At 72.9% G+C, this 22,128-nt stretch carries 16 protein-coding genes and 2 riboswitches; of the genes, 5 read left to right on the top strand and 11 right to left on the bottom strand.

The window, feature by feature from the left end:
* Positions 1 to 10 precede the first annotated feature (10 nt).
* Entirely contained in the window at positions 11 to 1,411 is a 1,401-nt protein-coding gene (locus tag ACIQF6_RS23970) for an APC family permease (RefSeq protein ID WP_400898242.1), read from the top strand.
* A 123-nt stretch (positions 1,412 to 1,534) separates the two neighbouring features.
* On the opposite strand, the gene ACIQF6_RS23965 is transcribed toward ACIQF6_RS23970, so the two are convergent.
* The 7 genes from ACIQF6_RS23965 to ACIQF6_RS23935 form a co-directional block, all read right to left on the bottom strand.
* A complete protein-coding gene (locus tag ACIQF6_RS23965; RefSeq protein ID WP_400898240.1) occupies positions 1,535 to 2,968 on the bottom strand; it encodes an ABC transporter substrate-binding protein in 1,434 nt (477 codons plus the stop codon).
* The gene (locus ACIQF6_RS23960; protein ID WP_400898238.1) at positions 2,968 to 4,110 is read right to left on the bottom strand and encodes a hypothetical protein; all 1,143 of its coding nucleotides are present in this window, start codon (positions 4,108 to 4,110) and stop codon (positions 2,968 to 2,970) included. The genes ACIQF6_RS23965 and ACIQF6_RS23960 overlap by 1 nt, the downstream gene beginning before the upstream one ends.
* The gene (locus ACIQF6_RS23955; RefSeq protein WP_400898236.1) at positions 4,107 to 5,600 is read right to left on the bottom strand and encodes a VWA domain-containing protein; all 1,494 of its coding nucleotides are present in this window, start codon (positions 5,598 to 5,600) and stop codon (positions 4,107 to 4,109) included. Before ACIQF6_RS23955 ends, ACIQF6_RS23960 begins: the two co-directional genes overlap by 4 nt.
* 54 nt (positions 5,601 to 5,654) lie before the next feature.
* Complete coding sequence (locus ACIQF6_RS23950; protein WP_400898234.1) at positions 5,655 to 7,952, bottom strand: tetratricopeptide repeat protein; 2,298 nt, start codon at positions 7,950 to 7,952, stop codon at positions 5,655 to 5,657.
* The gene (locus ACIQF6_RS23945) at positions 7,949 to 9,679 is read right to left on the bottom strand and encodes a trypsin-like peptidase domain-containing protein (protein WP_400898232.1); all 1,731 of its coding nucleotides are present in this window, start codon (positions 9,677 to 9,679) and stop codon (positions 7,949 to 7,951) included. Before ACIQF6_RS23945 ends, ACIQF6_RS23950 begins: the two co-directional genes overlap by 4 nt.
* 256 nt (positions 9,680 to 9,935) lie before the next feature.
* Positions 9,936 to 10,415 (bottom strand): flagellar hook-length control protein FliK, encoded by a 480-nt coding sequence (locus ACIQF6_RS23940; RefSeq protein WP_400898230.1) that lies wholly within the window; start codon positions 10,413 to 10,415, stop codon positions 9,936 to 9,938.
* Between the two features lie 22 nt (positions 10,416 to 10,437).
* The gene (locus ACIQF6_RS23935) at positions 10,438 to 11,520 is read right to left on the bottom strand and encodes a prenyltransferase/squalene oxidase repeat-containing protein (protein WP_400898228.1); all 1,083 of its coding nucleotides are present in this window, start codon (positions 11,518 to 11,520) and stop codon (positions 10,438 to 10,440) included.
* 97 nt (positions 11,521 to 11,617) lie between these two features.
* Positions 11,618 to 11,759: riboswitch (cobalamin riboswitch) on the bottom strand.
* Positions 11,760 to 12,012: 253 nt separating this feature from the next.
* Between ACIQF6_RS23935 and ACIQF6_RS23930 the strand changes: the two genes are divergently transcribed.
* Genes ACIQF6_RS23930 through ACIQF6_RS23920 form a run of 3 tightly spaced genes read left to right on the top strand, consistent with a single transcriptional unit; the run spans position 12,013 to position 15,581 of the window.
* A complete protein-coding gene (locus ACIQF6_RS23930) occupies positions 12,013 to 13,521 on the top strand; it encodes an MmgE/PrpD family protein (RefSeq protein WP_400898226.1) in 1,509 nt (502 codons plus the stop codon).
* Positions 13,521 to 14,426: a methylisocitrate lyase gene (prpB, locus tag ACIQF6_RS23925; protein ID WP_400898224.1), complete on the top strand. Its 906-nt coding sequence runs from the start codon at positions 13,521 to 13,523 to the stop codon at positions 14,424 to 14,426. Before ACIQF6_RS23930 ends, prpB begins: the two co-directional genes overlap by 1 nt.
* An 18-nt stretch (positions 14,427 to 14,444) precedes the next feature.
* On the top strand, positions 14,445 to 15,581 hold the full coding sequence (locus tag ACIQF6_RS23920; RefSeq protein WP_400898222.1) for a bifunctional 2-methylcitrate synthase/citrate synthase: 1,137 nt from the start codon (positions 14,445 to 14,447) through the stop codon (positions 15,579 to 15,581).
* Between the two features lie 6 nt (positions 15,582 to 15,587).
* On the opposite strand, the gene ACIQF6_RS23915 is transcribed toward ACIQF6_RS23920, so the two are convergent.
* A complete protein-coding gene (locus ACIQF6_RS23915; protein WP_400898220.1) occupies positions 15,588 to 17,045 on the bottom strand; it encodes a short-chain fatty acyl-CoA regulator family protein in 1,458 nt (485 codons plus the stop codon).
* Positions 17,046 to 17,057: 12 nt separating this feature from the next.
* Entirely contained in the window at positions 17,058 to 17,927 is an 870-nt protein-coding gene (gene folP, locus ACIQF6_RS23910; RefSeq protein WP_400898218.1) for a dihydropteroate synthase, read from the bottom strand.
* A gap of 169 nt (positions 17,928 to 18,096) precedes the next feature.
* Here folP and metF point away from each other — a divergent pair, with 169 nt between their 5' ends.
* Positions 18,097 to 19,014, top strand: coding sequence for a methylenetetrahydrofolate reductase [NAD(P)H] (metF, locus tag ACIQF6_RS23905; protein WP_400898216.1), 918 nt, complete (start codon positions 18,097 to 18,099; stop codon positions 19,012 to 19,014).
* Between the two features lie 43 nt (positions 19,015 to 19,057).
* Here metF and ACIQF6_RS23900 read toward each other — a convergent pair whose 3' ends face one another.
* Together ACIQF6_RS23900 and metE are read right to left on the bottom strand one after the other, a co-directional pair.
* Complete coding sequence (locus ACIQF6_RS23900; RefSeq protein ID WP_400898214.1) at positions 19,058 to 19,270, bottom strand: hypothetical protein; 213 nt, start codon at positions 19,268 to 19,270, stop codon at positions 19,058 to 19,060.
* Positions 19,271 to 19,387: 117 nt separating this feature from the next.
* On the bottom strand, positions 19,388 to 21,694 hold the full coding sequence (gene metE / locus ACIQF6_RS23895; RefSeq protein WP_400898212.1) for a 5-methyltetrahydropteroyltriglutamate--homocysteine S-methyltransferase: 2,307 nt from the start codon (positions 21,692 to 21,694) through the stop codon (positions 19,388 to 19,390).
* A 147-nt stretch (positions 21,695 to 21,841) separates the two neighbouring features.
* Positions 21,842 to 22,065, bottom strand: a riboswitch (cobalamin riboswitch).
* Between the last annotated feature and the right edge of the window lie 63 nt (positions 22,066 to 22,128).

The raw sequence follows: 22,128 nt of genomic DNA, 5'->3' as shown, positions 1-22,128 counted from the left end.
GAAAGGCGCCTTGGCCGGTCCGCAGCACCAGGAAATTTCAAGACCCGACGACATTCTCGAAGAACTCGGATACACCCAGCAGCTCAAGCGGACGATGTCGCTCGGCGATGTCGTCGTGTACGGGCTCATCTACATGGTTCCGATGGCGCCGCTCGCGGTCTTCGGCATCATCTACAACTTCTCCCACGGCATGCCCGCGCTCGTCTACATCGTCGCCGGTGTCGCGATGGTGTTCAGCGCGATGAGCTACAAGGAGATGGCGAAGCGCTTCCCGGTCGCGGGTTCCGTCTACTCGTACGTCCGCCTCGGCATCAACCGGTTCTTCGGGTTCGTCTCGGGCTGGGCGATCCTGCTGGACTACCTGCTGCTCCCGGCTCTGCTCTCGGTGTTCGCCGCGGCCGCGATGAAGAGCATCGTTCCGAGCATTCCGGAGTTCGTCTGGGTGATCCTCTTCGTGGTTCTCGCGGCGGCGATCAACCTGCGTGGAATCACGCTCACCGCCGGCATGAACCTGGTGTTCCTGGCCATCCAGTGTCTCGTCCTCGCCGTTTTCGTGATCGGCGCCGTCGTCGCGGTTGCCCAGGGGCGCGGAACCTTCACCTTCGATCCGATCTTCCAGGCCGACGAGTTCTCCTGGCAGATCGTGTTCGGCGCCATCCCCATCGCCGCCCTCAGCTACATCGGCTTCGACGCGATCTCGACCCTGAACGAGGAGGCGAAGGGCGGTGGAAGGACCGTGTCGAAGGCGACCATGATCGTCCTCGTCGTGGTCACCCTGCTGTTCGTCGCCCAGGTGTACCTTGCCGCGATCTTCGTGCCGTCCGACACCGTCTTCGCGGACGGCGATCCCGTCAACAACGCGTTCTACGAGATCGCCGGCCAGGTCGTCGGGCACTGGTTCCAGGTGGTCATCACCCTGACGTCCGCCCTCGTCGCGATCTTCGCGAACTCGATCGCCTCCCAGGCCACTTCCAGCCGTCTGGTCTTCAGCATGGCCCGGGACCGTCAACTGCCGGCGGTCTTCGCCGAAGTCGGCAGGAACCAGGTTCCGCGGAACGCGATGTTCCTGATCGCCGGGCTGTCCCTGGTCATCGGCATCGCCGGCACCACCGAGCAGGAACTGCTCACCACGCTCGTCACCTTCGGCGCGCTGACCGCCTACATCCTGCTCAATGTCGCCGTCATCGTCCATTTCGGGATCCGGGGGCGCAGCCGGAACTGGTTCCTGCACTGGGTCTCGCCGCTGCTCGGCACCGCGGTGCTCGGCTACGCCCTGTGGAACGCCAATCCGCACGCCCAACTCCTCGGCCTCGGCTGGCTCCTCATCGGCATCGGCATCGCGAGCTACTGGGCACTCCGCAAGCGCCGTGCGGACACCGGGGCGGCGGCCCCGGCCCGGGGCGGGCGCTGAGCGCCGTCCCGGTTCCGCCGCGGCCGGTCCGCGTCCCCGCTTCCCCGGCCGCTGCGGTGCCGGCGCCCTCGCTGTCGGACACCGGCGTGCCGCCGGCCGCGAGGGCGGATTCGGTGCGGGTTGTCACCCGCCCTCCTGGCCCGGGGATGCCGCGGACGTGGACGGGCAGACCGAGCTCCGGGTCGGCTGCGGATAGGCGTCGGCCTGGACCTTGTCCAGGCCGGCGAGGATCTCCGGCAGCCGGGTCGGGTCGTTCAGGTACTCCAGCACCGCACGGTGGAACGCGGCCGCCATGGTGCTGGGCATGGTGTCCGAGGCGTCGAAGCACAGGGTGGCGGGCGAGGCCAGCAGGCCGTTGATCCGGCGGGCGATGCCGTCGGGCGCGCTTTGGGCCAGCGCCTGCGTGACGGCCCGGTTGGCGGAGAAGGCCGCCTCCGGCTGGTGTTCCGGCCAGATCTGCTGGGCCTTCCGGCTCGCCAGGAAGTCCATGAACCTCTCCCCCTCGGGCGAGTCGCGGAACATCGCGACGAGGTCGCCCGACACCTCGTACGTCGGCGTGGACGTCGGCCCGGACGTCGGCCCGGAGGCGGACGTGGACGTGGACGTGGATGTCGGCGGGAAGTCCGGGAACGCGACGAAGTCGTAGTCCTGTCCCGGGACGGGCTTGGTCCGGGCGGCGGGGTCCGGGGTGACGAGGGCGCCGTGCCCGAGGTAGCAGCCGGGCGGTGAGGTGAACAGCGGGTAGGCCCCTTCGCCGTAGCTGGTCAGGAGCGCGGTCAGCGGGCCGCCGCGGAGCGCGCCCTGGGCGGTGACGGTCTGCCCCCACGCCTGCCAGGCCGCGTCGACCTGCGGGGAGGTCCATTTGAGCCGGCCGTCGACCCAGGCCGTGTAGGCCTCGGCGCCCGACTGGTGCAGCAGGATGTCCTCGATCCAGTCGGTGCCGGGCCACCCCGAGTTGGGCGGGTCGGCCACGGCCAGGCACCAGGGCGTCCCGCCCCGCTGGGCGATCGAGCGGCCGACGTCGACCAGGTCGTCCCAGCCGGTGAGCTGCGGGGTGCCGAGCTGTCGACTGTTGTACCAGATCAGGCTCTTGACGGAGGCTTTGACGACGACGGCGTACGGACGACCCGTCCCGGCCTCCCCGAGGCGGTACCACTGGGGGTCGTAGTCGGACTTCAGCCGCTCGACGAGTTCGCTGCCGAGCGCCTTGTTCCGGAAGCCGTCCAGCGGGACCAGGGCGTGCTGCTGCGCGTAGGAGCGCAGCGCCCCGGGGTTCGCCACGACCGCCAGGTCCGGTTCCTCGCCCTTCTGCACGCCGGCCCGCAGGACCTGGTCGAGCGCCCGGGTGGGCGAGGCGTGGACGGTGATGTCGTGGTTGTCGGCCTCGAAGGCGTCGATCAGCGCTTGGAAGGAGTCCTTCTCGGCGCCGGCGGTCCAGGGGGTCAGGATGGTCAGGACACGCCGGTCGGACGGGGCGCCGCCGAGGCAGGAGGCGGACGCCGTCAGCAGGGTGAGGACCAGGAGGAGCCGGAGCGCCGTCCGGCGTCTGTGCCGCATCATCGGCCTCCGAACCGGTACTCGTCGATGCGCGGGTTCAGCGCGCGGGCGGCCGCTGCGGCGGCCGCCAGGGTCAGCAGCACGACAACGGTCAGGCGTTCGGTGGAGGAGGCGTCCGCCGCGGTCACCCCTTTCGTGAACTCGGCCTCGGCCTGGCCCAGTTGGTGGCCGTCCTCGGCCGTCCCGCCGGTCGTCGGTCCGGGTGTCGGCGGTGTCAGGCCGGTTCCGCAGTACCGGGTTGTGGTCGGGCAGGCCTGCGCGACGATGGCGAACAGGTCCTCGCCGGCCTGGCCGGCGGACCGGCCCGACTGCTGCTGCGCCAGGGTGACCGCTTGGGCGAACGGACCGCCCAGGGCCGAGTGCAGGTGTCCGTCCGAGGTGCGGAGCGAGAGACCGCACCACAGGGCCGTCGCGGTGAGGGCGAGCGCCGCGGCCGTCAGCCAGCTGCTGAAGCGGCGGTGGAACCGGCGGCGCAGCACGTACTGGGCCCGTGCGAACAGCGCCAGCACCAGGGCGAACGGCACCAGGAACAGCAGGTCCGTGGTGCCGGTCAGCCAGGCCGAGTCGCGCCGGTCGGTCAGTGCCGCGCGGCCCTCCGTCCGCAGCCGGTCCAGGGTGTCCGAGATCTCGTGGTACTGGAGGGTGGCGTACCAGAGGGCCGGCAGGGCGCGGGCGAGTTCGCCGGTCTGCTGGTAGTCGGCGGCGGCCTGCTCGATCTCGGCGTTGTAGGCGACGACCAGCCCTTCGACGAGTTGCAGGTCGCTGGTGGCTTCGGGGCCCGCCACGTTGTACCTGGCCAGCTCGGAGAGGTTCTGGTTGATCGCGGCGATGTCGTTCTGGTACTGGTCGCCGAGTCCGCCGAGGACCACGGTGCCCTGCAGGAAGCCGTGCACGGCCACGCGTTGGGCGTCCGCGAGCGCGCTGTAGGCGGCCTCGGCCCGGAGCAGCGCGGGGGCGGCCCGCCCGCCGGCGGCGTCGGTTCCGGCGTGGGCCTGGCTGGACACCACCAGGCACAGGGCCCCGGTCAGCAGGCTGCCCGCCACCAGTGCCCCGCGGAGTCGGCGCAGGGTGCGCGCGGTCGTGGAGGGCGTCGCCGGTTCGTCCGCGACCGGCTCGGGCGCGACCGTGCCGGTGGCCGTCATCCGCCCACCGCCGGTGCGTCGTCGGTGAATACGTGGTCGCACGAGGGGGCCTGGCAGTACCGTGCGCCGGGCACGGCGATCCGGCCGCACTTCGGGCAGGTGGGGCCGGGGCCCGACGGGCGTCCGGCCGCCGGGTCGGCGCGTGGCGTCGGGTGGTGCGAGAGGCCGTACGAGCTGCTGCTGGTGACCGTGCCCATCATGGACTGCAGGACGTAGTCCGGATCCATGTCCGGCAGCAGGCTGACCCGGCCCTGTACGGCGTCCTCGACGCGGACGACCTTGCCCAGTCGCCGCAGGGCGTCCTCGTTGCGCAGCTGGGTGGCCAGCGCGACGGCCCGGCCCCAGACCTCGCACGCCCCGTCACGGTCGCCCTGGCGGTAGAGCGCCCCGCCCCGCCAGCGGAGCGCGGACAGCTCCTTCTCCTGCTCGTGGCGGCGCCGATCGGCCCCGATGGCGGTCTCCGGGGCCGGGTGGTCGAGCCAGCGCGCGGTGATCACCTCCACGGGGCTGACGGGCGTGGCCAGTTCGGTGCCGATCGCGCCGACGACCACTTCGACGGAGGCCAGCGTCTCCGGGTCGGCGTTGACGGTCCGGTCGCCGGTCACGGTGAAGGTCGCGACGAACCGGCGTGCTTCGCTGCTCCAGGGGCCGGTCGGGTAGTCGGTCACGGCTGCTGCGGCCAGTGGTCGGCCGTGGCCCAGCAGGTCGGCCACCGCCGGGTGGGACTGTTCGAGGACCGACACCGACACTCCCGGTGCGCAGCGCACCCGCAGGGCCAGGTCGGACAGTGTGCGGCCCATGGCGGTGCGGACCAGTGCGCGGAAGTCGGGTGCCAGGTCGGCCAGGTCGGGCACCGCGTCGGCCGTGCCCTGGAGTTCCTCGGCGATCCGTCTCAACTCGGCGGGCTCCCAGTCGGCGCCGATGCCGCGGGCGTCGCAGGTGAACACGGAACGGCAGTCGGCGAGCACGGTCTCCATCGACCGTGCCGACCGGCCCTGGTGTTCGTTGCGTCCGTCGGTGAGCAGGAGCGCGTGGCAGATCAGGTCGCGGTGCGGTTCGAGCAGTTCCCGGGCCTTGTCGAGCCAGGCGCCGATGACGGTGCCCTGGGCGCCGGGAGCGATCCGGTTGACCGCCTGCTTGGCTTCCGCGCGGGTGACGGCGTTGGCCGGGGCGAGGAAGGAGTCCCGGGGGTAGACCATGGTGGCCTCGTGGGTGCCGGCGACGACCGCGAAGCGGGTTCCCTCGCGGAGGGTGTCGATGGCGGCGCAGCTCGCTTCCTTGGCCCGTTGGAGCTTGGTGCGCGGAGCGCTCATCGAGCCGGACTGGTCCAGCAGGACGACTTCGGCGAACTGCGCGTCCCCGGGCGGGCTGGCCCGGGGGCCGGCCGCGGTGCCGGCGGTCACGGTGAGGTAGGCGTGCACCTCGCGTTCGTCCAGGGAGTGGTACCTGTCGTAGTTGGCCTCGAGGGTGACTCTCGGCGCTTCGCTCATGTGTCGATTCCCCGTTCGCGATGAAAGATTGACGAACCGTCGGAGCGTTCCGGTTCACTGCGTGGTGATGGGTCTCACGGCGTTGGCCAGGTCGACGAGCACGGTGTGGCGGTTCCCGTCCGGCGCCCACTGGGCGAACGCCCGGTACTCCTTCTCCAGGCCGGACCGGATCTCGTGCTCGGTGGCTTCGTCGTCGGGCGCGGTCCGGTCCGGTCGCGGGTTGAGCCGGCGGTCGAGCCTGGCCTCCATGATCAGGGCGGCCAGTCGGCGCCGCTCCGGTTCGTCCAACGGCAGTGCGGCCAGCACCTGTTCGGCTTCGGTGAGGTCCGCGCGGTCGGGCAGGCCCGCGGGGCCGGCGGCGAGCCGCCCGGTGTGGATCCGCAGTGCGGCGATCCGTGCCGCGCGATGGTGCGGCGAGGTGTCGGGGATCTGCCGCAGCGCCGCGAGGGCACCGGCCCGGTCGCCGCGGCGGAGCCTCGTCCGGGCGTGGCCGAAGGCGGCGCTCTCGTGCCAGCTGTCGGTCCGCCACACCGCCAGGTAGGCGGCCGCCGCGGCGTCGAGCTCCTCGCCGGTCGTCGCCCGGTACTCGGCGCACAGGGCCAGCGCGAGCTGCGGGGCGAGCTCGCCCGGCAGCATTCGGAGGCAGGCGGTGAACATCCTCTCGGCGCCGCCGAACTGCTGCTCGGCCAGGGCGGTCAGTCCCTCGTGCCAGTTGAGCCGCCACCCGGGCCGCAGCAGGATCCTCGCCCGGTCCAGTGCGGCGCGCGCCGCTTCGAGGTCGTCGAGGCGCAGGTGGAGCCGGCAGCGCAGCAGTTCGACCTCGGGCGAGGAGGCGCGGGCGGGGGCCGGGACCGCGTCGGCGTAGGAGGCGAGCTGGGAGAGGGCGACGGCCGGATCGGCGCTGACCGACGCCCTGAGGAACCCGGCGGCCGGGTCGCGGGCGTCGACCAGCGGCTCGGGCAGCCCGGCGGCTGCCGTCACCGGCGCGGGCGGGGCGGTGGCGAGCGGACGGCAGCTGCCCTCGGCCGCCGCCCGCAGCGCCGCGGCGCTCGTCCATCGGTCGAGCGGCGGCACCGTCCCGAGCCCGGGGTCGAGCAGCGTGGTGGAGCGGGCGAAGAGCAGCGACGGCGCGGGGTACGGGACGCCGTCCCGGCGGGAGACCAACTCGCGCAGCACGCCGCTCAGTTGGCCGGCCATCTCGGCCGCCGAGCCGAACCGCAGCTGCGGATCGGCGTTGGTAGCCCGCGCGATGAGCCGACGCAGCGAGGCGAAGCGGGCGCTGTCCGGGTCGTCGGTGTACCACCCGACGAGCGACTCCAGGGTCCGGCCCACTGTGTGGAGGTCGGTGGCGACGGTGGGCCCGGTGACCATCAGTTCGGGGGCCATGTAGTCCTGCGAGTACGCCCCGCTGCCGGCCCGCCCGGCCTCGCGCACCGCGCCGAGGTCGATCAGTTTGATCCGGGAGCCGTACACCATCAGGTTGCTCGGCTTCAGGTCGCAGAACAGGTACTGGCTGTCGTGGAGGTACTGGAACGCCCGGAGCACGCGCAGCACGTAGCCGATGACCTGCTCGGTCTCCAGTCGGCCGAACAGTTCCGGGCGCTCCAGGGAGTAGCCGGGCACGTACTCCATCACCAGGTAGCCGTGGTAGCCGTGCCGGGAGCCGCCCGCCGGCTCGTGGGTCACGAAGTCGTAGATGTCGACGATGTCCTCGTGCCGGAGTTCGATCAGGAAGCGCTTCTCCTCGGCGGCCTCCTCGATCCGGGCAGGGTCCGCCGCGTCGATCAGGCCTTTGAGTGCCACCGGGCGGTTGTTCAGGCGCTCGTCGTGGGCGAGGTACACCCAGCCGAAGCCGCCGTGCCCGATGCAGCCCTCGACCCGGTAGCGGTCCGCCAGCAGTTCGCCCGGGCCGAGTCTCGGCACGAACGAGTAGGCCGTTCCGTCGTACGGGCAGCGCCCTTCCAGCAGGTTCGGCTGGCCGTTGAGACCGGTGCCCACGGGGCGGCGGCAGGTGGGGTTGGGGCAGAGCCTGCGCTCCTCGGGGATCTGCGGCGCGGCTCTGACCGCGCGGCCCGGCTCCGGTCCGTCGATCGTCGGCAGCGTGACGAGGCCGAGTCCCCACCAGGGGTCGTCGCCGGACGTACGCGGCGGCTGTACGGGCTCGGCGGGGCGCACGGGCGGTGCCGGCCGGCGGCCGGTGCGCACCGGGGCCGGCCGGGCCGGGGCCGGCTCCGCGGCCGACGGCCGTTCGCGGTTCGCCGGTGCGGGTGCCGGTGGCGGGAGCAGGCAGCGCCGGCAGTAGCCGGTCACGTCGAGTTCGCCGCCGCAGCCGGGACGGTTGCACGGGTTCATGCCCGCCTCCTGTCGATCTCGCGTCGAACGGCCTGGTGGTACTCCTCGACCCGGAGTTCGGCGATCGGCAGGTCGCATCCGCCGCTGTAGAGCAGCCGCCGGGCCGCCTCGTACGACTCGCCCAGTTCCTCGATCAGGCCGCGCGCGGCGGCTTCCGAGCGGTAGGCGTCCAGTCGTCCCCGGGCCCGGTTGCGCCGGGCGAGCAGGGCCGTGCACTCGGCGTGCAGGCGTCGGGCCCGCGCCAGCGACCGGGCGGCCGTCTTCTCACAGGTGTCGAGTTCCGCCGACAGCCATTCCTGGCGGGTGGATCCGGCGTCGGCCGCGCCGATGTCCCGCAGCACCCGCAGACGGACCGCGAGCGCGGCCGCGGCGGCGACCTGCGGCGGCGGGGTGCCGAGGATCCGCGGCGCGACGTGGTCGCGGCGCACCCGGGCGTCGCGCTCGGCCGCCCCGACTTCCTCGACCAGCCGGTCGAGCCGTTCCAGTCGGCGGGCGAACTCCGCCGCTCCGCCGGGCCGTCCGCCCGGTGTGGCGGGCGCGGCGGGCGCGGCAGGCTGCCCGAGGCTCGCCGCGACCGCACTGCGGACGTACCGCGGCGGGTCGCCCCGGTAGGCGAGCAGCAGGCGCACGCCGATGCTCGACGCCCGTGCGGCGATCGGTTCGAGCAGCCGGTAGTACAGCTCGGCGGGGTCGGCGGCCAGGTCGACCGCGTTCACCACGACGACGATCGGCGAGCCCAACGCCTCCAGCTGGTGGAAGAGGTCGTCGGTGACGCGGTCGGTCAGCAGGCTCAGGCTCTCCGCGAGCTGCTCGGCGACCTGCTCCGTCGTCCGCCCGGTCGCGTCGACGGCGGCGTCCACCTCGCCCAGCGGGGGGACGGTGCCGGGCGGGGCGCCGGTGACGGTCTCGTCGGAGGCGGCCCGGCGGTAGCCCGGCATGGTGAGGCCGACCAGGCGGGACGTCAGCGCGACCGCGCCGCCGCCGCCGATCGCGCAGACCCCGCCCGGCCCGGCGGACGCCAGCCAGCCGACCAGGTGCCGGGTCAGCGCCAGCTGCACCGGGTCGTCCAGGACCACCGGAGCCTGCGGCGACGGCCAGTCGCTCGGCGCCACCTGCGGGGGCCGGCTCGCCAGGTGCCCTTCGAGCACCGCGCTCGCGTACTTGTACAGCGTCGGGGCCGAGACCATCCAGCTGCTCTCGGCGAGCGGCGCCCGGACAACCACGACCACGCCGAGGATCTCACCACTCGCGGCGAGTGCCGCCGCACCGCTGAACCCGCGCTCGACGCGCTGCTCCAGCACCGCGTCGAGCTGTATCCGTTCCTTCGCGAAGTCGTACGAGACGAGCTTCGCGGTGGCCAGCTGGCCGTTGTTGGTGCCCGCCGGAAAGCCGAAGATCCGCACGATCTCGTCGCGCTGCCAGGTCCGCCGGATCCTCGCCCGGGGCACGCCCGGCACCTCGGACTCCAGGGCGAGGACCGCCACGTCCCCGCGTTCGTCCAGCAGCGGAGGCACCCAGCAGCTCTTGACGACGGTCGCCGAATGGACGACATCGGGACGTCCGGCGATCCGGACCCGGACCTCGCGACCGGCCTCGTCCCCGCCGCCGGCGTCCTGGACCACATGCGCACACGTCAGCACATACCTGCCGTCGAGCATCGTCCCGGCACCGTGTACGCGCCCCTGGGTGTCCTCGATGCGCGCCAGCCAAGGATCCTCCCACCCCATGGCAAAAGACGTTACCCCTGAAGCAATATGACGGACAATCACTTCACATGATCGGATCATCCGTGAACACACCGAGTGGCAGCCGGCGGCCCGGAACGCACCGACCGCGACGGCGCCGCCCCGGGAACCGAACCCCCACCGCAGCACCTGACGGACCGCCCCGCCGCCACCCACGGACTCCCCGGACCGCCCCGCCGGCGCCGACGGCCTCCGTCGCGGAGGGCCGGTCACCGGCGGGGCGCCGTCGTGCCGCGGGTCAGGGCGCGGTGACGCCCGGCTGCGCACCGGCGCCGAAGGACCAGCCCTCGACCGAGCCGGGAGCCGGGTCGTAGCTTCCGGCGCCGAGGCTGCTGTAGGTCCAGGCGCCGCCGTGCTGGGCGTGCCAGTACGACCAGTACGCGGTGCCGGTGGGGTTGGTGCAGGTCGTCGGCAGGCTGTTGATCGTGCAGACGAACCCGGGGTAGCGCGGGTGGAACGCGTACGAGAACCCGGCGCCGGTGAGGGCGGCGAGGCCGCTGGCGGGGTCGCCGAGGGCGCAGCCGGTCTGGATGCCGCCGCCGAGGGCGGTGAAGTCGACCACGACGGTGACGCCGGTGGTGCCGGAGCAGGCTGCCGCCTGCGCCTGCGGGGCCCGGGCGGCGGAGACGCCGAGCAGGGCGGCGGTCAGCGCCGTCGCGGCGGCGATCGAGCCGAGGACGCGGCGGGCCTGGCGGGCGGGGGCGAGGGTGTCGCTCATGCGGGGGCTCCTTGTCGGGGCGTCAGTGGGCGGCGGCGGGGCACGCGAGGACCGGCGCCGAGGAACGGGCCCCGTGGGCGGAGAGCGAGACCAGTGGAGTGCCGCTCAGGCCGAGGACGGCCTGGGCGGTGGCTCGGGCGGCGTTGCCCGGGTCGAAACCCGTGGCGTCGTAGGCGACCGCGCCCCGGACGGCCGGGTCCGCGGCGCAGCCCTGCTGGAGCTTGACCAGGGCGCTCCAGCCCTTGAGTCCGGCCCCGAGGCGGCCGGCGGCCAGCAGGCTCTCGGTGGCCAGTCCGGTGCTGTTGGCATTGGAGGAGGCCGCCCCGGCCGCAGCGAACCCGCCGTCGGCGTTCTGGTGGGCCGTCAGCCAGTTCAGGCCCGCCGCGGCCTTCGCGTCGCGGCCGGTCGCCTTGAGTGCCTGGACGGCGAACGCGGTGGCGTCCGGGTCGGCGGTGCAGGCGCCCTGGTCGAAGGAGACCGGGAACCCGCCGTCCGCGCACTGGCTGCCGGCCAGGAAGTCGACGGCGGCGGCCGGAGCTCCGGCGGGCGTGCGGACGAGGGCGATGACGGCCAGGGACTGGCCGAAGGAGTTGCTGTAGTCGCCCCACTGGGAGCGGTCGGAGAAGCGGCCGCTCGGCGTCTGCAGGGAACGCAGGCGCGCCGGGAGGTCGACGCCGCCGAACGCGGCCGGGTTCTCGCCGCGGACCTCGGCAGCGAGCAGCAGCTTGGCGGTGGCCCCGGCGTAGGCCTCGGTGGTGCCGTCGCCCAGGTAGCCGGCGGTGTTCTCCGGGCGGGCGAGCCAGGCGGTGGCGCGCGCGGCGGCCCGGTCGGAGCCGTGGGACGCGGCGAACGCCAGCACGGCGTCGACGGTCAGCCCCTGGTCGGGGTAGGCGGTGCCGTCGAAGACGGTCTCGAAGTGGTCGCCGTCGACGAGTTGGCGGGCCAGCCAGCCCGCGGCGGCCGCGTCCGGACGGACGGTGGCGGTGGTGGCAGCGGTGGCGGTGGCGGCGGGGGCCGCCTGGGCGGGGGCGGCTGCGGGGAGCGTTGCCGCGAGCGCGAGCGCCGGTGTCGCGAGCAGACCCAGGGAGCGGCGGAGCACGGGCACGGTGAGCCTTTCCGGGCCGGCGCGCGGGGCCCGGAGGGAGCTGACGCGCAGCCGCGCAGCCCTCGGAGCTCCGGCCCGCAGACCACGACGGGAGGAGTGGACACACACCTCCGCCGCCGGGTGTTCGGGCTCGCCGTCGGCAGTCGCCGACGGCCTACCGTTGCGGGTCAGCGCCGGATTCGGACCGGTCTTCCCCCAACAGCGGAGTCAGAAAATATGACGGCCCATCATGGCGAGGCCTGAAACACCGGGTCAAGGCCTCGACTTGGGCTTCCACCGGTTCTCGACCCACGCGAGTGCGCCGCACCGCCGGGGTGGGCGCCCTCCTTCCCCGACCGGTCCTCGCCGGGACCCGTCCGGTTCTTCGCCGGATTCGCAGGTTCGCAGCCCCGACGTGTACGGATTCCGCAGATTGGCCTGCTGGACCACGGCCGGGACGACCGGCAGTCTCGATCATGCGAACCCCAGCCGCCGACGCCCACGAGGAGTCCCGTGATCGAGCACCGCGTCCGTGTCCACCCCAGCGCCGACCGCCTCCCCCGCGAGGACCAACTCGCCTGGAAGCTCGCCTCGGTGGCCACCGCCACCGAGGAACTGGAGGCCGCCTGCGTGAGCATGGCCGTCAACCGGGTGATCGACAACGCGTCGGTGGCCGTCGCCTCGCTGCTGCGCCGCCCCGTCGCCGTCGCCCGCGCCCAGGCCACCGCCCACCGGGCCGTGCTCCCGGGCGCCTCGGTGTTCGGCAGCGGCGCCCGGGTCTCCCCCGAGTGGGCGGCCTGGGCCAACGGCACCGCCGTGCGCGAGCTCGACTTCCACGACACCTACCTGGCCGCCGACTACTCGCACCCCGGCGACAACATCCCGCCGCTGCTGGCCGTCGCCCAGCACACCGGCCGCAGCGGCGCGGACCTGCTGCGGGCCGTCGTCACCGCGTACGAGGTGCACGTCGCCCTGGTCAAGGGAATCTGCCTGCACGCGCACCGCATCGACCACGTCGCCCACCTGAGCGCGGCCACCGCCTGCGGCCTCGGGGCGCTGCTGCGGCTGCCGACGGAGGTCACCTACCAGGCCGTCCAGCAGGCGGTGCACACCACCACCGCCACCCGGCAGTCCCGGAAGGGCGAGATCTCCAGTTGGAAGGCGTTCGCCCCCGCCTTCGCGGGGAAGGCCGCGATCGAAGCGGTGGACCGGGCGATGCGCGGCGAGAGCTCGCCGTCGCCGATCTACGAGGGCGAGGACGGTTTCCTGGCCTGGCTGCTCGACGGCCCGTCCGCCGACTACGGCGTGCTGCTGCCGGAGCCGGGCGAGCCGCGCCGCGCGATCCTGGACACCTACACCAAGGAGTACTCCGCCGAGTACCAGGCCCAGGCGATCATTGATCTGGCCCGGCGCCTGCGCGAGAAGACCGGCCCGCTGGAGAAGGTGCGCTCGGTCGTCCTGCACACCAGCCACCACACCCACCACGTGATCGGCTCCGGCGCGAACGACCCGCAGAAGTACGACCCCGCCGCGAGCCGCGAGACGCTCGACCACTCCATCCCGTACATCCTGGCCGTCGCCCTGGAGGACGGCGGCTGGCACCACGAGCGCTCCTACGCCCCCGAACGGGCCGCCCGTCCGGAGACCGTCGCGCTGTGGCGGAAGATCACCACGGTCGAGGATCCCGAGTGGACCCGTCGCTACCACGACCCCGACCCGGAGCGCCGGGCCTTCGGCGGCCGCGTCGTGATCACGCTGGACGACGGCTCCGTGGTCGAGGACGAGCTGGGCGTGGCCGACGCCCATCCGGCCGGCGCCCGGCCCTTCGACCGGCCCGCGTACGAGGGCAAGTTCCGCACCCTCGCCGAGGGCGTCGTCGCCCCGGCCGACCAGGACCGCTTCCTCGCCGCCGCGGCCGGCCTCCCCGAGCTCGGGGCCGGCGACCTCGGCGAACTGTTCCCGGCCGTCGACACCGAAGCGGTGCGCGCCTTCGACGCCACCCTCCCGAAGGGCCTGTTCTGATGCTGCACACCCGCACCACACCCGCCCAGCGCCGCCGAGCCCTGCGCGAACGCCTGGCCACCGGAAGGCTGTTGGCCATGCCGGGGGCGATCAACCCGCTCTCCGCCCGCCTGATCCAGGACACCGGTTTCGAGGCGGCCTACCTGTCCGGCGCGGTCCTCGCCGCCGACCTCGGCCTGCCCGACATCGGCCTCACCACCGTCACCGAGATCGCCGCCCGCGCCCAGCAGACCACCCGGGTCACCGACCTGCCGGTGCTGATCGACGCCGACACCGGCTTCGGCGAGCCGATGAACGCGGCCCGGACCGTCCAGTTGCTGGAGGACGCGGGCCTGGCCGGTCTGCACCTGGAGGACCAGATCAACCCCAAGCGCTGCGGCCACCTCGACGGCAAGGGCGTCGTCCCCCGCGACGAGATGACCCGGCGGCTGCGCGCCGCCGTCGACGCCCGCCGCGACCCGGACTTCCTGCTGATGGCCCGCACCGACGCCCGCACCGTCGAAGGACTGGACGCGGCGATCGACCGGGCCAAGGCGTACGTCGACGCCGGCGCCGACGCGATCTTCCCCGAGTCCCTCACCGACCTCTCCGAGTACGAGGCGTTCCGCAAGGCGGTCGACGTGCCGCTGCTGGCCAACCTCACCGAGTTCGGCAAGACCCCGCTGCTGGACACCCGCACCCTGCAGGACCTCGGCTACGACATCGCCCTCTACCCGGTCACCCTGCTGCGCCTCGCCATGGGCGCCGTCGAGGACGGACTGCGCACCATCGCCGCCGAAGGCACCCAGCAGTCCCTGCTGCCCCGCATGCAGCCCCGCTCCCGCCTGTACGAACTCCTCGACTACCAGGAGTACTCGGCCTTCGACTCGGCCGTCTTCGACTTCACCCTCCCGCCCGGCTCCTGACGCACCGGAGGCACCGACATGCCCAGCACCACGACCGAGATCCACCGCGGCCTCGCCGGTGTCGTCGTCGACACCACCGAGATCTCCACCGTCATCCAGGAGACCAACTCCCTGACCTACCGCGGCTACCCCGTCCAGGACCTCGCCGAACACCGCTCCTTCGAGGAGACCGCCTACCTGCTGTGGCACGGCGAGCTCCCGGACGAGGCGCAACTGCGCGAGTTCCGGGCCCGGGAGAGCGCGCTGCGCCCGCTCGACCGCACCACCGCGGAGCTGCTGGCCAAGCTGCCCGAGACCTGCCACCCGATGGACGTGCTGCGCACCGCGGTCAGCTTCTTCGGCGCCGAGGACCCGACCGAGGACGACGGGCGTCCGGCCCCCGCCCTCGCCAAGTCCCTGAACCTGCTGGCGAAACTGCCGACCGTGGTCGCCGCCGACCTGCGCCGCCGCCGCGGCCTGCCGCCCGTCGCACCCGACCCGGCGCTCGGTTACGCCGAGAACTTCTTCCACATGTGCTTCGGCGCGGTGCCCTCCCCCGAGACGGTGCGCTGCTTCGAGATCTCCCTGGTGCTGTACGCCGAGCACAGCTTCAACGCCTCCACCTTCACCGCCCGGGTGGTCACCTCCACCCTCTCCGACCTCTACAGCGCCGTCACCGCCGCGATCGGCGCCCTCAAGGGCCCGCTGCACGGCGGGGCCAACGAGGCGGTGATGCACATGCTGGAGGAGATCGGCGACCCCGACCGCGCCGCGGACTGGCTCGACGAGGCACTCGCCGCCGAGCGCAAGATCATGGGTTTCGGTCACCGGGTCTACAAGCACGGCGACTCGCGGGTGCCGATCATGCAGGCCGCCCTCGACCGGCTGGTCGCGAACTCGGCGGACCCCGGAGTCACCCGCCTGGCCACCCTTCATGCCGCGCTGCGCGGGGCGATGCTGGAGCGCAAGGGCATCCATCCCAACCTGGACTACCCGGCCGGCCTCGCCTACCACCTGATGGGCTTCGACACCCCGGTCTTCACGCCGATCTTCGTGATGAGCCGGATCACCGGCTGGACCGCCCACATCACCGAGCAGCTCGCCCACAACGCGCTGATCCGCCCGCTGGCCTCCTACGACGGCCCGGGCCAGCGGGCGGTGCCGGCCTCCGCGTAGCCGGGTTCACGCTGTGCCCGGTGGCCGTCCCTCGACGGCCACCGGGTAGGGCACCCGGGTGCGCCGGTCCGGGTCCACCGCGAGCCGGCCGGCGGCCGGCGGCCGGGCCCGCTGGGCGCAGTCCGTCCGTTCGCAGATCCGGCAGCCCAGGCCGATCGGGGTGGCGGCCCGCCCCCCGTCGAGGGCGATTCCCTCGGAGTAGACCAGGCGGTGGGCGTGGCGCAGTTCGCAGCCGAGCGCGACGGCGAACTCGCTGCGGGGGGCGCGGTGGCCGTGGCCGCCGTGGGTCACGGTCCGGGCGATCCAGAAGTAGCGCTTGCCGTCGGGCATTTCGGCGACCTGGGTGAGGATCCGCCCGGGTGCGGAGAACGCCTCGTAGACGGTCCAGAGCGGGCAGGTGCCGCCGAGGCGGGAGAAATGGAAGTCGGTCGCCGACTGCCGCTTGGAGATGTTGCCGGCCCGGTCCGCGCGCAGGAAGGAGAACGGCACGCCGCGTCGGCCGGTGCGCTGGAGGGTGGACAGCCGGTGGCAGACCGTCTCGAAGCCGACGCCGAAGCGGGCCTGGAGCAGTTCGACGTCGTAGCGCAGGTCCTCCGCGGCGGCGTGGAAGGCGGAGTACGGCATCAGCAGCGCGCCGGCGAAGTAGTTGGCGAGGCCGATCCTGGCCAGGTCGGCGGCCTGCGCGGAGGTGAGGTCCGGTTCGGCCGCCGCCACCAGCGCGTCGAGCAGCGGGCGGTGCTCCAGCAGTGCGAGCTGGGTGGCGAGTTGGAAGGCCCGCCGGCCGTCGGCCAGCCAGGGCGACAGCCGCAGCGTGCCGCTCGCCGGGTCGAACCGGCGCAGCTCGGCCCGGTTCCCCGGGTCGGCGTCCAGCACCCGCACCCCGTGGCGTTCGCCGAGCCTGGCCGCCAGCGCGGCGGCGGTGCGACCCGCGGTGTCCGCGCCGAGGGCGACCGCGATGCGTTCGGCCTCCTCGTCGAGAGCGGCGATGTGGTTGTGGTGCGCGTAGAAGAAGTCCCTCACCTGGTCGTGGGGTTCGACGGGGCCCAGGGCCGCGGCGGTGCCGCCCGGGTCGCCGAGTTCGGCGACCCGGGCGACGGCTTCCCGGTATCGGCGGTGCAGCGCGACGAGCGCCCGGGCGGTGTCGGGGTGGTCCCGGCTCACCTCCGCGATCTCCTCCGCTGCGACGGCGGAGCCTCCCGCCGCGTCGGCGAGGGCGACCCGCACGTCGGTGGCGAGCCGTTGATCGTGGGCTTCGGAGAAGAACTCCGTTTCCACGCCGAAGACTTCGGAGATCCGCAGCAGTACCGCAGCGGTGAGGGGGCGCTGACTGTGCTCGATCTGGTTGAGGTAGCTGGTGGAGATGCCGAGTTCGCGGGCCAGTTCGACCTGGTTCATGCCGCGCTCTCGGCGCAGGCGCCGCAGCTTCGCGTGCGCGAAGATCTTTCGGCCGGCGGGACGGGCCATGGTGCGGCGCTCCTAGATCGAGGTTCGGCGGTGGGCGCGCAGGGCGGCTTCGACGCGGACCGCGTCCGCGACGGCGCCGACCTCGTGCACCCGCACCGCCCAGGCTCCCTGGGCGGCGGCCAGGGCGGCTGTCGCGGCGGTGGCGGCGTCCCGCTCGCGGGCCGGACGGAACTCTCCGGTCGCCGGGTCGGAGAGCAGTTCGCCGAGGAAGCGCTTGCGGGAGGGTCCCACCAGCAGCGGACGGCCGAGAGCGGCCCAGGCGTCCAGGGAGGCGAGCAGCGTCCAGTCGTCCCGGCGTCCCTTGGCGAAGCCGAGCCCGGGATCCACCACGATCTGTTGCGGATCCATGCCGGCCGATACCAGGGCGTCCATCCGGCACCGCACCTCGCCGACCACTTCGGTGACGACGTCGTCGTAGTCGGCCAGCTCGTCCATCGCCCGGGACTGTCCCCGCCAGTGCATGACCACGAAGGGGACGCCCGAGCGGGCAACGGTCCTGGCCATCGCCCGGTCCGCCAGGCCGCCGCTGACGTCGTTGACGATACGGGCCCCCGCGTCGACCGCTGCCTGCGCGACCCGGGCCCGCATCGTGTCGATGCTCACCGGGACGCCCTGTCGGGCCAGCGCGCGGACCACGGGCAGCACCCGGGCCAGTTCGTCCTCGGCCGGGATCCGGCACGCTCCGGGCCGGGTGGACTCTCCGCCCACGTCCACGACGTCGGCGCCCATGGCCGCCAGTTGGAGCCCGTGCTCGACAGCGCGGCCCGGGTCCCGCCAGCGACCACCGTCGGAGAAGGAGTCCGGCGTGACGTTGAGAATCCCCATCACCGCGCAGCGGTCCCGGACGGGGATGCCTGGAAGCTCGAACAAAGGTCTTTCCATGACCCCATTGTGGGGCATCTCAGCACCGGCTCCTCCCGACTCTTCCACCGAAACCCGCCGGACGGGAATTCCCTCCGGGGCAGCCCCTCCAGTCTCCTCCGGCGAACTCCCGCGTATCACGGAGTGGACTCCCGAAGACACCACTACGCGTACCGGATAGCCTGATTTCATGACACTGGGAACCTCCTCCACCCGCACCGACCGGGCGGTCTCCGTTCGCGAACTCCTGGCCACCGGAAAACGTTCCTATTCGTTCGAATTCATGCCTCCGCGGAACGCCGAGGCGGAGGTCGGGCTGTGGAACGCGATCCGCCGCCTGGAAGCGCTGGCACCCACCTTCGTCTCGGTGACCTACGGGGCCGGCGGCTCCACCCGGGAGCGGACGGTGGGTGTCACCGGCCGTATCGCGCAGGAGACGACGCTCACTCCGGCCGCCCACCTGACCGCGGTCGGCCACAGCGTCGCCGAGCTGCGCAACATCCTCGGGCACTACGCCGACCAGGGAGTACGCAACATTCTGGCGCTGCGCGGCGACCCGCCGGGGGACCCGCTGGGCCCCTGGGTCCGACACCCGGACGGCGTGGAGTACGCCGCCGACCTGGTGTCCCTGATCAAGGAGTCCGGCGACTTCTGCGTCGGCGTGGCCGCCTTCCCGGAGCTGCACCCTCGCTCGGCCGACTGGGACGACGAAATCCGCCACTTCATCGGGAAGTGGCGTTCGGGTGCGGACTATGCGATCACACAGATGTTCTTCGACGTGGACAGCTACCTCCGTTTCTGCGACCGTCTCCAGCGCGCCGGATGCGATATCCCAGTGATTCCGGAAATCATGCCGGTGACCAGCATTCGTTCGCTCCGGCGAATTCCGACGCTCAGCACCGCTGCCATCCCGACGAGCCTTTCCAGTCGAATGGAGAAGCACGGCGAAGACCCGGCGGCAGTTCGTTCCATCGGGATCGATCACGCCACCGAGATGTGCCGAAGGCTGATTTCCGAGGGAGTTCCCGGCCTGCATTTCATGACGATGAACTTCTCCACCGTCACCACCGAGATCTACCAGAACCTCGGCCTGCCCCGGCACTGCTGAGCACCGGTGCGGGCCGCTCCCGGGTGGCCCGCACCCCGCGCGGTCAGGGCACCTCCCCCTCGGTCGCCGTGCCGCCTTCCGCCAATGCCAGTCGGGCCAGCGCGTCTGCGAGCGCCTGCTGGAGGACCCGTATCCGCGCTCCTCCGGCGCCGACCTGCCGGCGGGTGGCCAACAGGCTCTCGTACTCCTTCTCCGATATGACGACCAGGACCTCCCCGTCGACCCGAATCCGGTGCGGCAGCGGCCTCCTGCCCATGCGCGTCCCCCATCCATCGCCGCGGCGAGCGCGCCCCCGACCGGAGCCCGGAGGAGGGCGGGCCGCCGGAGCGGGCGCGGCCCACCGGCCGCACCCGCCCTTCCCACCGCCGGCGGTTCAGCCGGCGAGTTCCTCCCGCAGTCGGCGGGCAGCTCCGACAAGGCTGTCGAGCGACGCGCGGGTCTCGCTCCAGCCCCGGGTCTTCAGACCGCAGTCCGGGTTGACCCACAGGCGTTCGGCCGGGATCGCCTCCAGTCCGGCTCGCAGCAGCTCGAGGGCTTCCTCGGTGGACGGCACGCGCGGTGAGTGGATGTCCCACACGCCGGGGCCGACCTCACGCGGGTACCCGGCCTCGGCGAGTTCTCCGGCCACCTCCATGTGCGAGCGAGTGGCCTCCAGCGAGATCACGTCGGCGTCGAGGTCGTCGATCGCCGCCATGACGGCTCCGAACTCGGCGTAGCACATGTGGGTGTGGATCTGGGTGTCGGCGCGGACACCGGACGTGGCGACCCGGAAGGCCTCGGTGGCCCAGTCCAGGTAGGCCGGACGGTCGGCGGCACGCAGCGGCAGGGTCTCGCGCAGGGCGGGTTCGTCGACCTGGATGACCGCCGCGCCCGCCGCCTCCAGGTCCGTGACCTCGTCCCGCAGCGCCAGCGCCACCTGCCGTGCGGTGTCGGCGAGCGGCTGGTCGTCGCGGACGAACGACCAGGCCAGCATGGTCACCGGCCCGGTCAGCATGCCCTTGACCGGACGGTCCGTCAGGCTCTGCGCGTACGCGTACCACTCGACGGTCATCGGGTGCGGCCGGGAGAGGTCGCCGGCCAGCACCGGCGGCCGCACGTACCGGGTGCCGTACGACTGCACCCAGCCGTGCCGGGTGGCCAGGTAGCCGGTGAGCTGCTCGGCGAAGTACTGCACCATGTCGTTGCGTTCGGGCTCGCCGTGCACCAGCACGTCCAACCCGGCCTTCTCCTGGTACGCGATCACCTCGCGGACCTCGTCCTGCATCCGCTCGCGGTAGGCGGCGGCGTCGATCCGGCCGGCCGTCAGATCGGCCCGGGCCACCCGCAGTTCGGTGGTCTGCGGAAAGGAGCCGATGGTGGTGGTGGGCAACAGCGGAAGGCCGAGCCGGATGCGCTGTGCTCGGGCACGCTGCGGGTACGCCTCGGCCCGGCGGGCGTCGGCCTCGGTGACACCGGCGACCCGGGCCCGGACGGCCGGGTCACGGGTGATGGGCGAGGTGGCGCGCGAGGCGAGATCGGCCCGGTTCGCGGCCAGGTCGGCGGCGATGGCGGAGGCGCCCTCGCGCAGGCCGCGGGCAAGCAGCGCCACCTCGGCCGCTTTCTGCTTGGCGAAGGCCAGCCAGCGGTGGATCTGCGGGTCGACGTCCCGCTCGGCGTCGGCGTCCAGTGGGACGTGCAGCAGTGAGCAGGAGGGGGCGACGTCGACGGTGTCGGCGAAGCCGAGCAGGGTGCCCAGGGTGGCGAGCGACTTCTCCAGGTCGTTGATCCAGATGTTGCGACCGTCGACGACCCCGGCGACCAGGCGCTTGCCGGGCAGGCCGCCGACCGCTGCGAGGTCGTCCAGGTTGGCGGCCGCGGGGCCGGTGAAGTCCAGCGCCAGGCCCTCGACGGGGGCCTTGGCGAGCACCGGCAGGGCCGCGCCGAGCCGGTCGAAGTAGGAGGCGACCAGCAGCTTCGGACGGTCCGTCAGCGCGCCGAGCTCGCGGTAGGCGCGGGCGGCGGAGTTCAGCTCGGCCGGGGTGCGGTCCTGGACGAGCGCGGGCTCGTCGAGCTGTACCCACGCCGCGCCGGCCGCCCGCAGGTCGGCCAGCAGTTGCGCGTACACCGGCAACAGGCGGTCCAGCAGGGTGAGCGGCTCGAAGTCGGCGGACACGCCGGGTGCGGGCTTGGCGAGCAGCAGGTAGGTGATCGGGCCGACCAGCACCGGGCGGGCCCGGTGACCGAGCGCGAGGGCCTCCCTCAGCTCGCCGACGGCCTTGGCGGGATTGGCGGCGAACACCGTGTCCGGCCCCAACTCGGGTACCAGGTAGTGGTAGTTGGTGTCGAACCACTTGGTCATTTCGAGCGGTGCGAGGTCCTGGGTGCCGCGCGCCATGGCGAAGTACCCGGCCAGCGGGTCGGCGTCCACCGCGGCCCGGTGCCGGGGCGGGATCGCGCCGACGGCGACCGTGGTGTCGAGCACGTGGTCGTACAGCGAGAAGTCGCCGGTGGGCAGCTCCTGGACGCCCGCCTCGACGAGCTGCGTCCAGTTGGCGCGGCGCAGGTCGGCGGCGGCGGCCAGCAGGGCTTCGGCGCTCACCGCGCCCTTCCAGTAGCCCTCGACGGCCTTCTTCAGCTGCCGGTTGCCGCCCTGGCGGGGATATCCGTGGGCGGTTGCCGCGGCTACGGACTTCGTGGTCAAGGGACTCTCCTTCGCGAGTCTGTCTCCTCGGATGCCCGGGACTGGACGAGAGCGCGAAGGGATGCCGAACCGGACGGACGCCGACACGGCTCCGCCCGGTATGCACGCCGACCCGCCCACGAGGTCACCGGAAAGCCGCCCACGAACGGTCGCGGACGGACAGCGGGCAGGTCTTCGGACTCGCGGGCTCGCCCGGGGAGTTCGACTCCCGGGCACCTACTGGCCGTCGCTTCCCAGACCCTCCGGGTCCAGTGCGTATGACGGCGGTCGTTCCCACTCACCGCTGCGGGGCAGTCCCGGATTCCCACCGGGTTCCCTCTTGCGACGCGCCTGCCTGGCGGACAGGGCGAACCAGCTGCACCGGTCAGACTACGGCCAACTCCTCGGCCTCCGGGCAGCGAATCGCCAAACTGTCCGCATCCTGAGATGTGCCG

This window comes from Kitasatospora sp. NPDC092948 (assembly GCF_044754805.1).
Classification (GTDB): domain Bacteria; phylum Actinomycetota; class Actinomycetes; order Streptomycetales; family Streptomycetaceae; genus Kitasatospora.
Note: the sequence above shows the minus strand (reverse complement) of the source record. Positions and strands in the feature narration are given on the sequence as shown.

What these genes read in the sequence shown, in the direction of transcription:
- ACIQF6_RS23965 (WP_400898240.1), bottom strand. Translation starts at nt 2,968, where the DNA reads ATGCGGCACAGACGCCGGACGGCGCTCCGGCTCCTCCTGGTCCTCACC.
- ACIQF6_RS23950 (WP_400898234.1), bottom strand. Translation starts at nt 7,952, where the DNA reads ATGAACCCGTGCAACCGTCCCGGCTGCGGCGGCGAACTCGACGTGACC.
- ACIQF6_RS23955 (WP_400898236.1), bottom strand. Translation starts at nt 5,600, where the DNA reads ATGAGCGAAGCGCCGAGAGTCACCCTCGAGGCCAACTACGACAGGTAC.
- prpB (WP_400898224.1), top strand. Translation starts at nt 13,521, where the DNA reads ATGCTGCACACCCGCACCACACCCGCCCAGCGCCGCCGAGCCCTGCGC.
- ACIQF6_RS23900 (WP_400898214.1), bottom strand. Translation starts at nt 19,270, where the DNA reads ATGGGCAGGAGGCCGCTGCCGCACCGGATTCGGGTCGACGGGGAGGTC.
- ACIQF6_RS23960 (WP_400898238.1), bottom strand. Translation starts at nt 4,110, where the DNA reads ATGACGGCCACCGGCACGGTCGCGCCCGAGCCGGTCGCGGACGAACCG.
- ACIQF6_RS23945 (WP_400898232.1), bottom strand. Translation starts at nt 9,679, where the DNA reads ATGGGGTGGGAGGATCCTTGGCTGGCGCGCATCGAGGACACCCAGGGG.
- ACIQF6_RS23920 (WP_400898222.1), top strand. Translation starts at nt 14,445, where the DNA reads ATGCCCAGCACCACGACCGAGATCCACCGCGGCCTCGCCGGTGTCGTC.
- folP (WP_400898218.1), bottom strand. Translation starts at nt 17,927, where the DNA reads ATGGAAAGACCTTTGTTCGAGCTTCCAGGCATCCCCGTCCGGGACCGC.
- ACIQF6_RS23940 (WP_400898230.1), bottom strand. Translation starts at nt 10,415, where the DNA reads ATGAGCGACACCCTCGCCCCCGCCCGCCAGGCCCGCCGCGTCCTCGGC.
- metF (WP_400898216.1), top strand. Translation starts at nt 18,097, where the DNA reads ATGACACTGGGAACCTCCTCCACCCGCACCGACCGGGCGGTCTCCGTT.
- ACIQF6_RS23915 (WP_400898220.1), bottom strand. Translation starts at nt 17,045, where the DNA reads ATGGCCCGTCCCGCCGGCCGAAAGATCTTCGCGCACGCGAAGCTGCGG.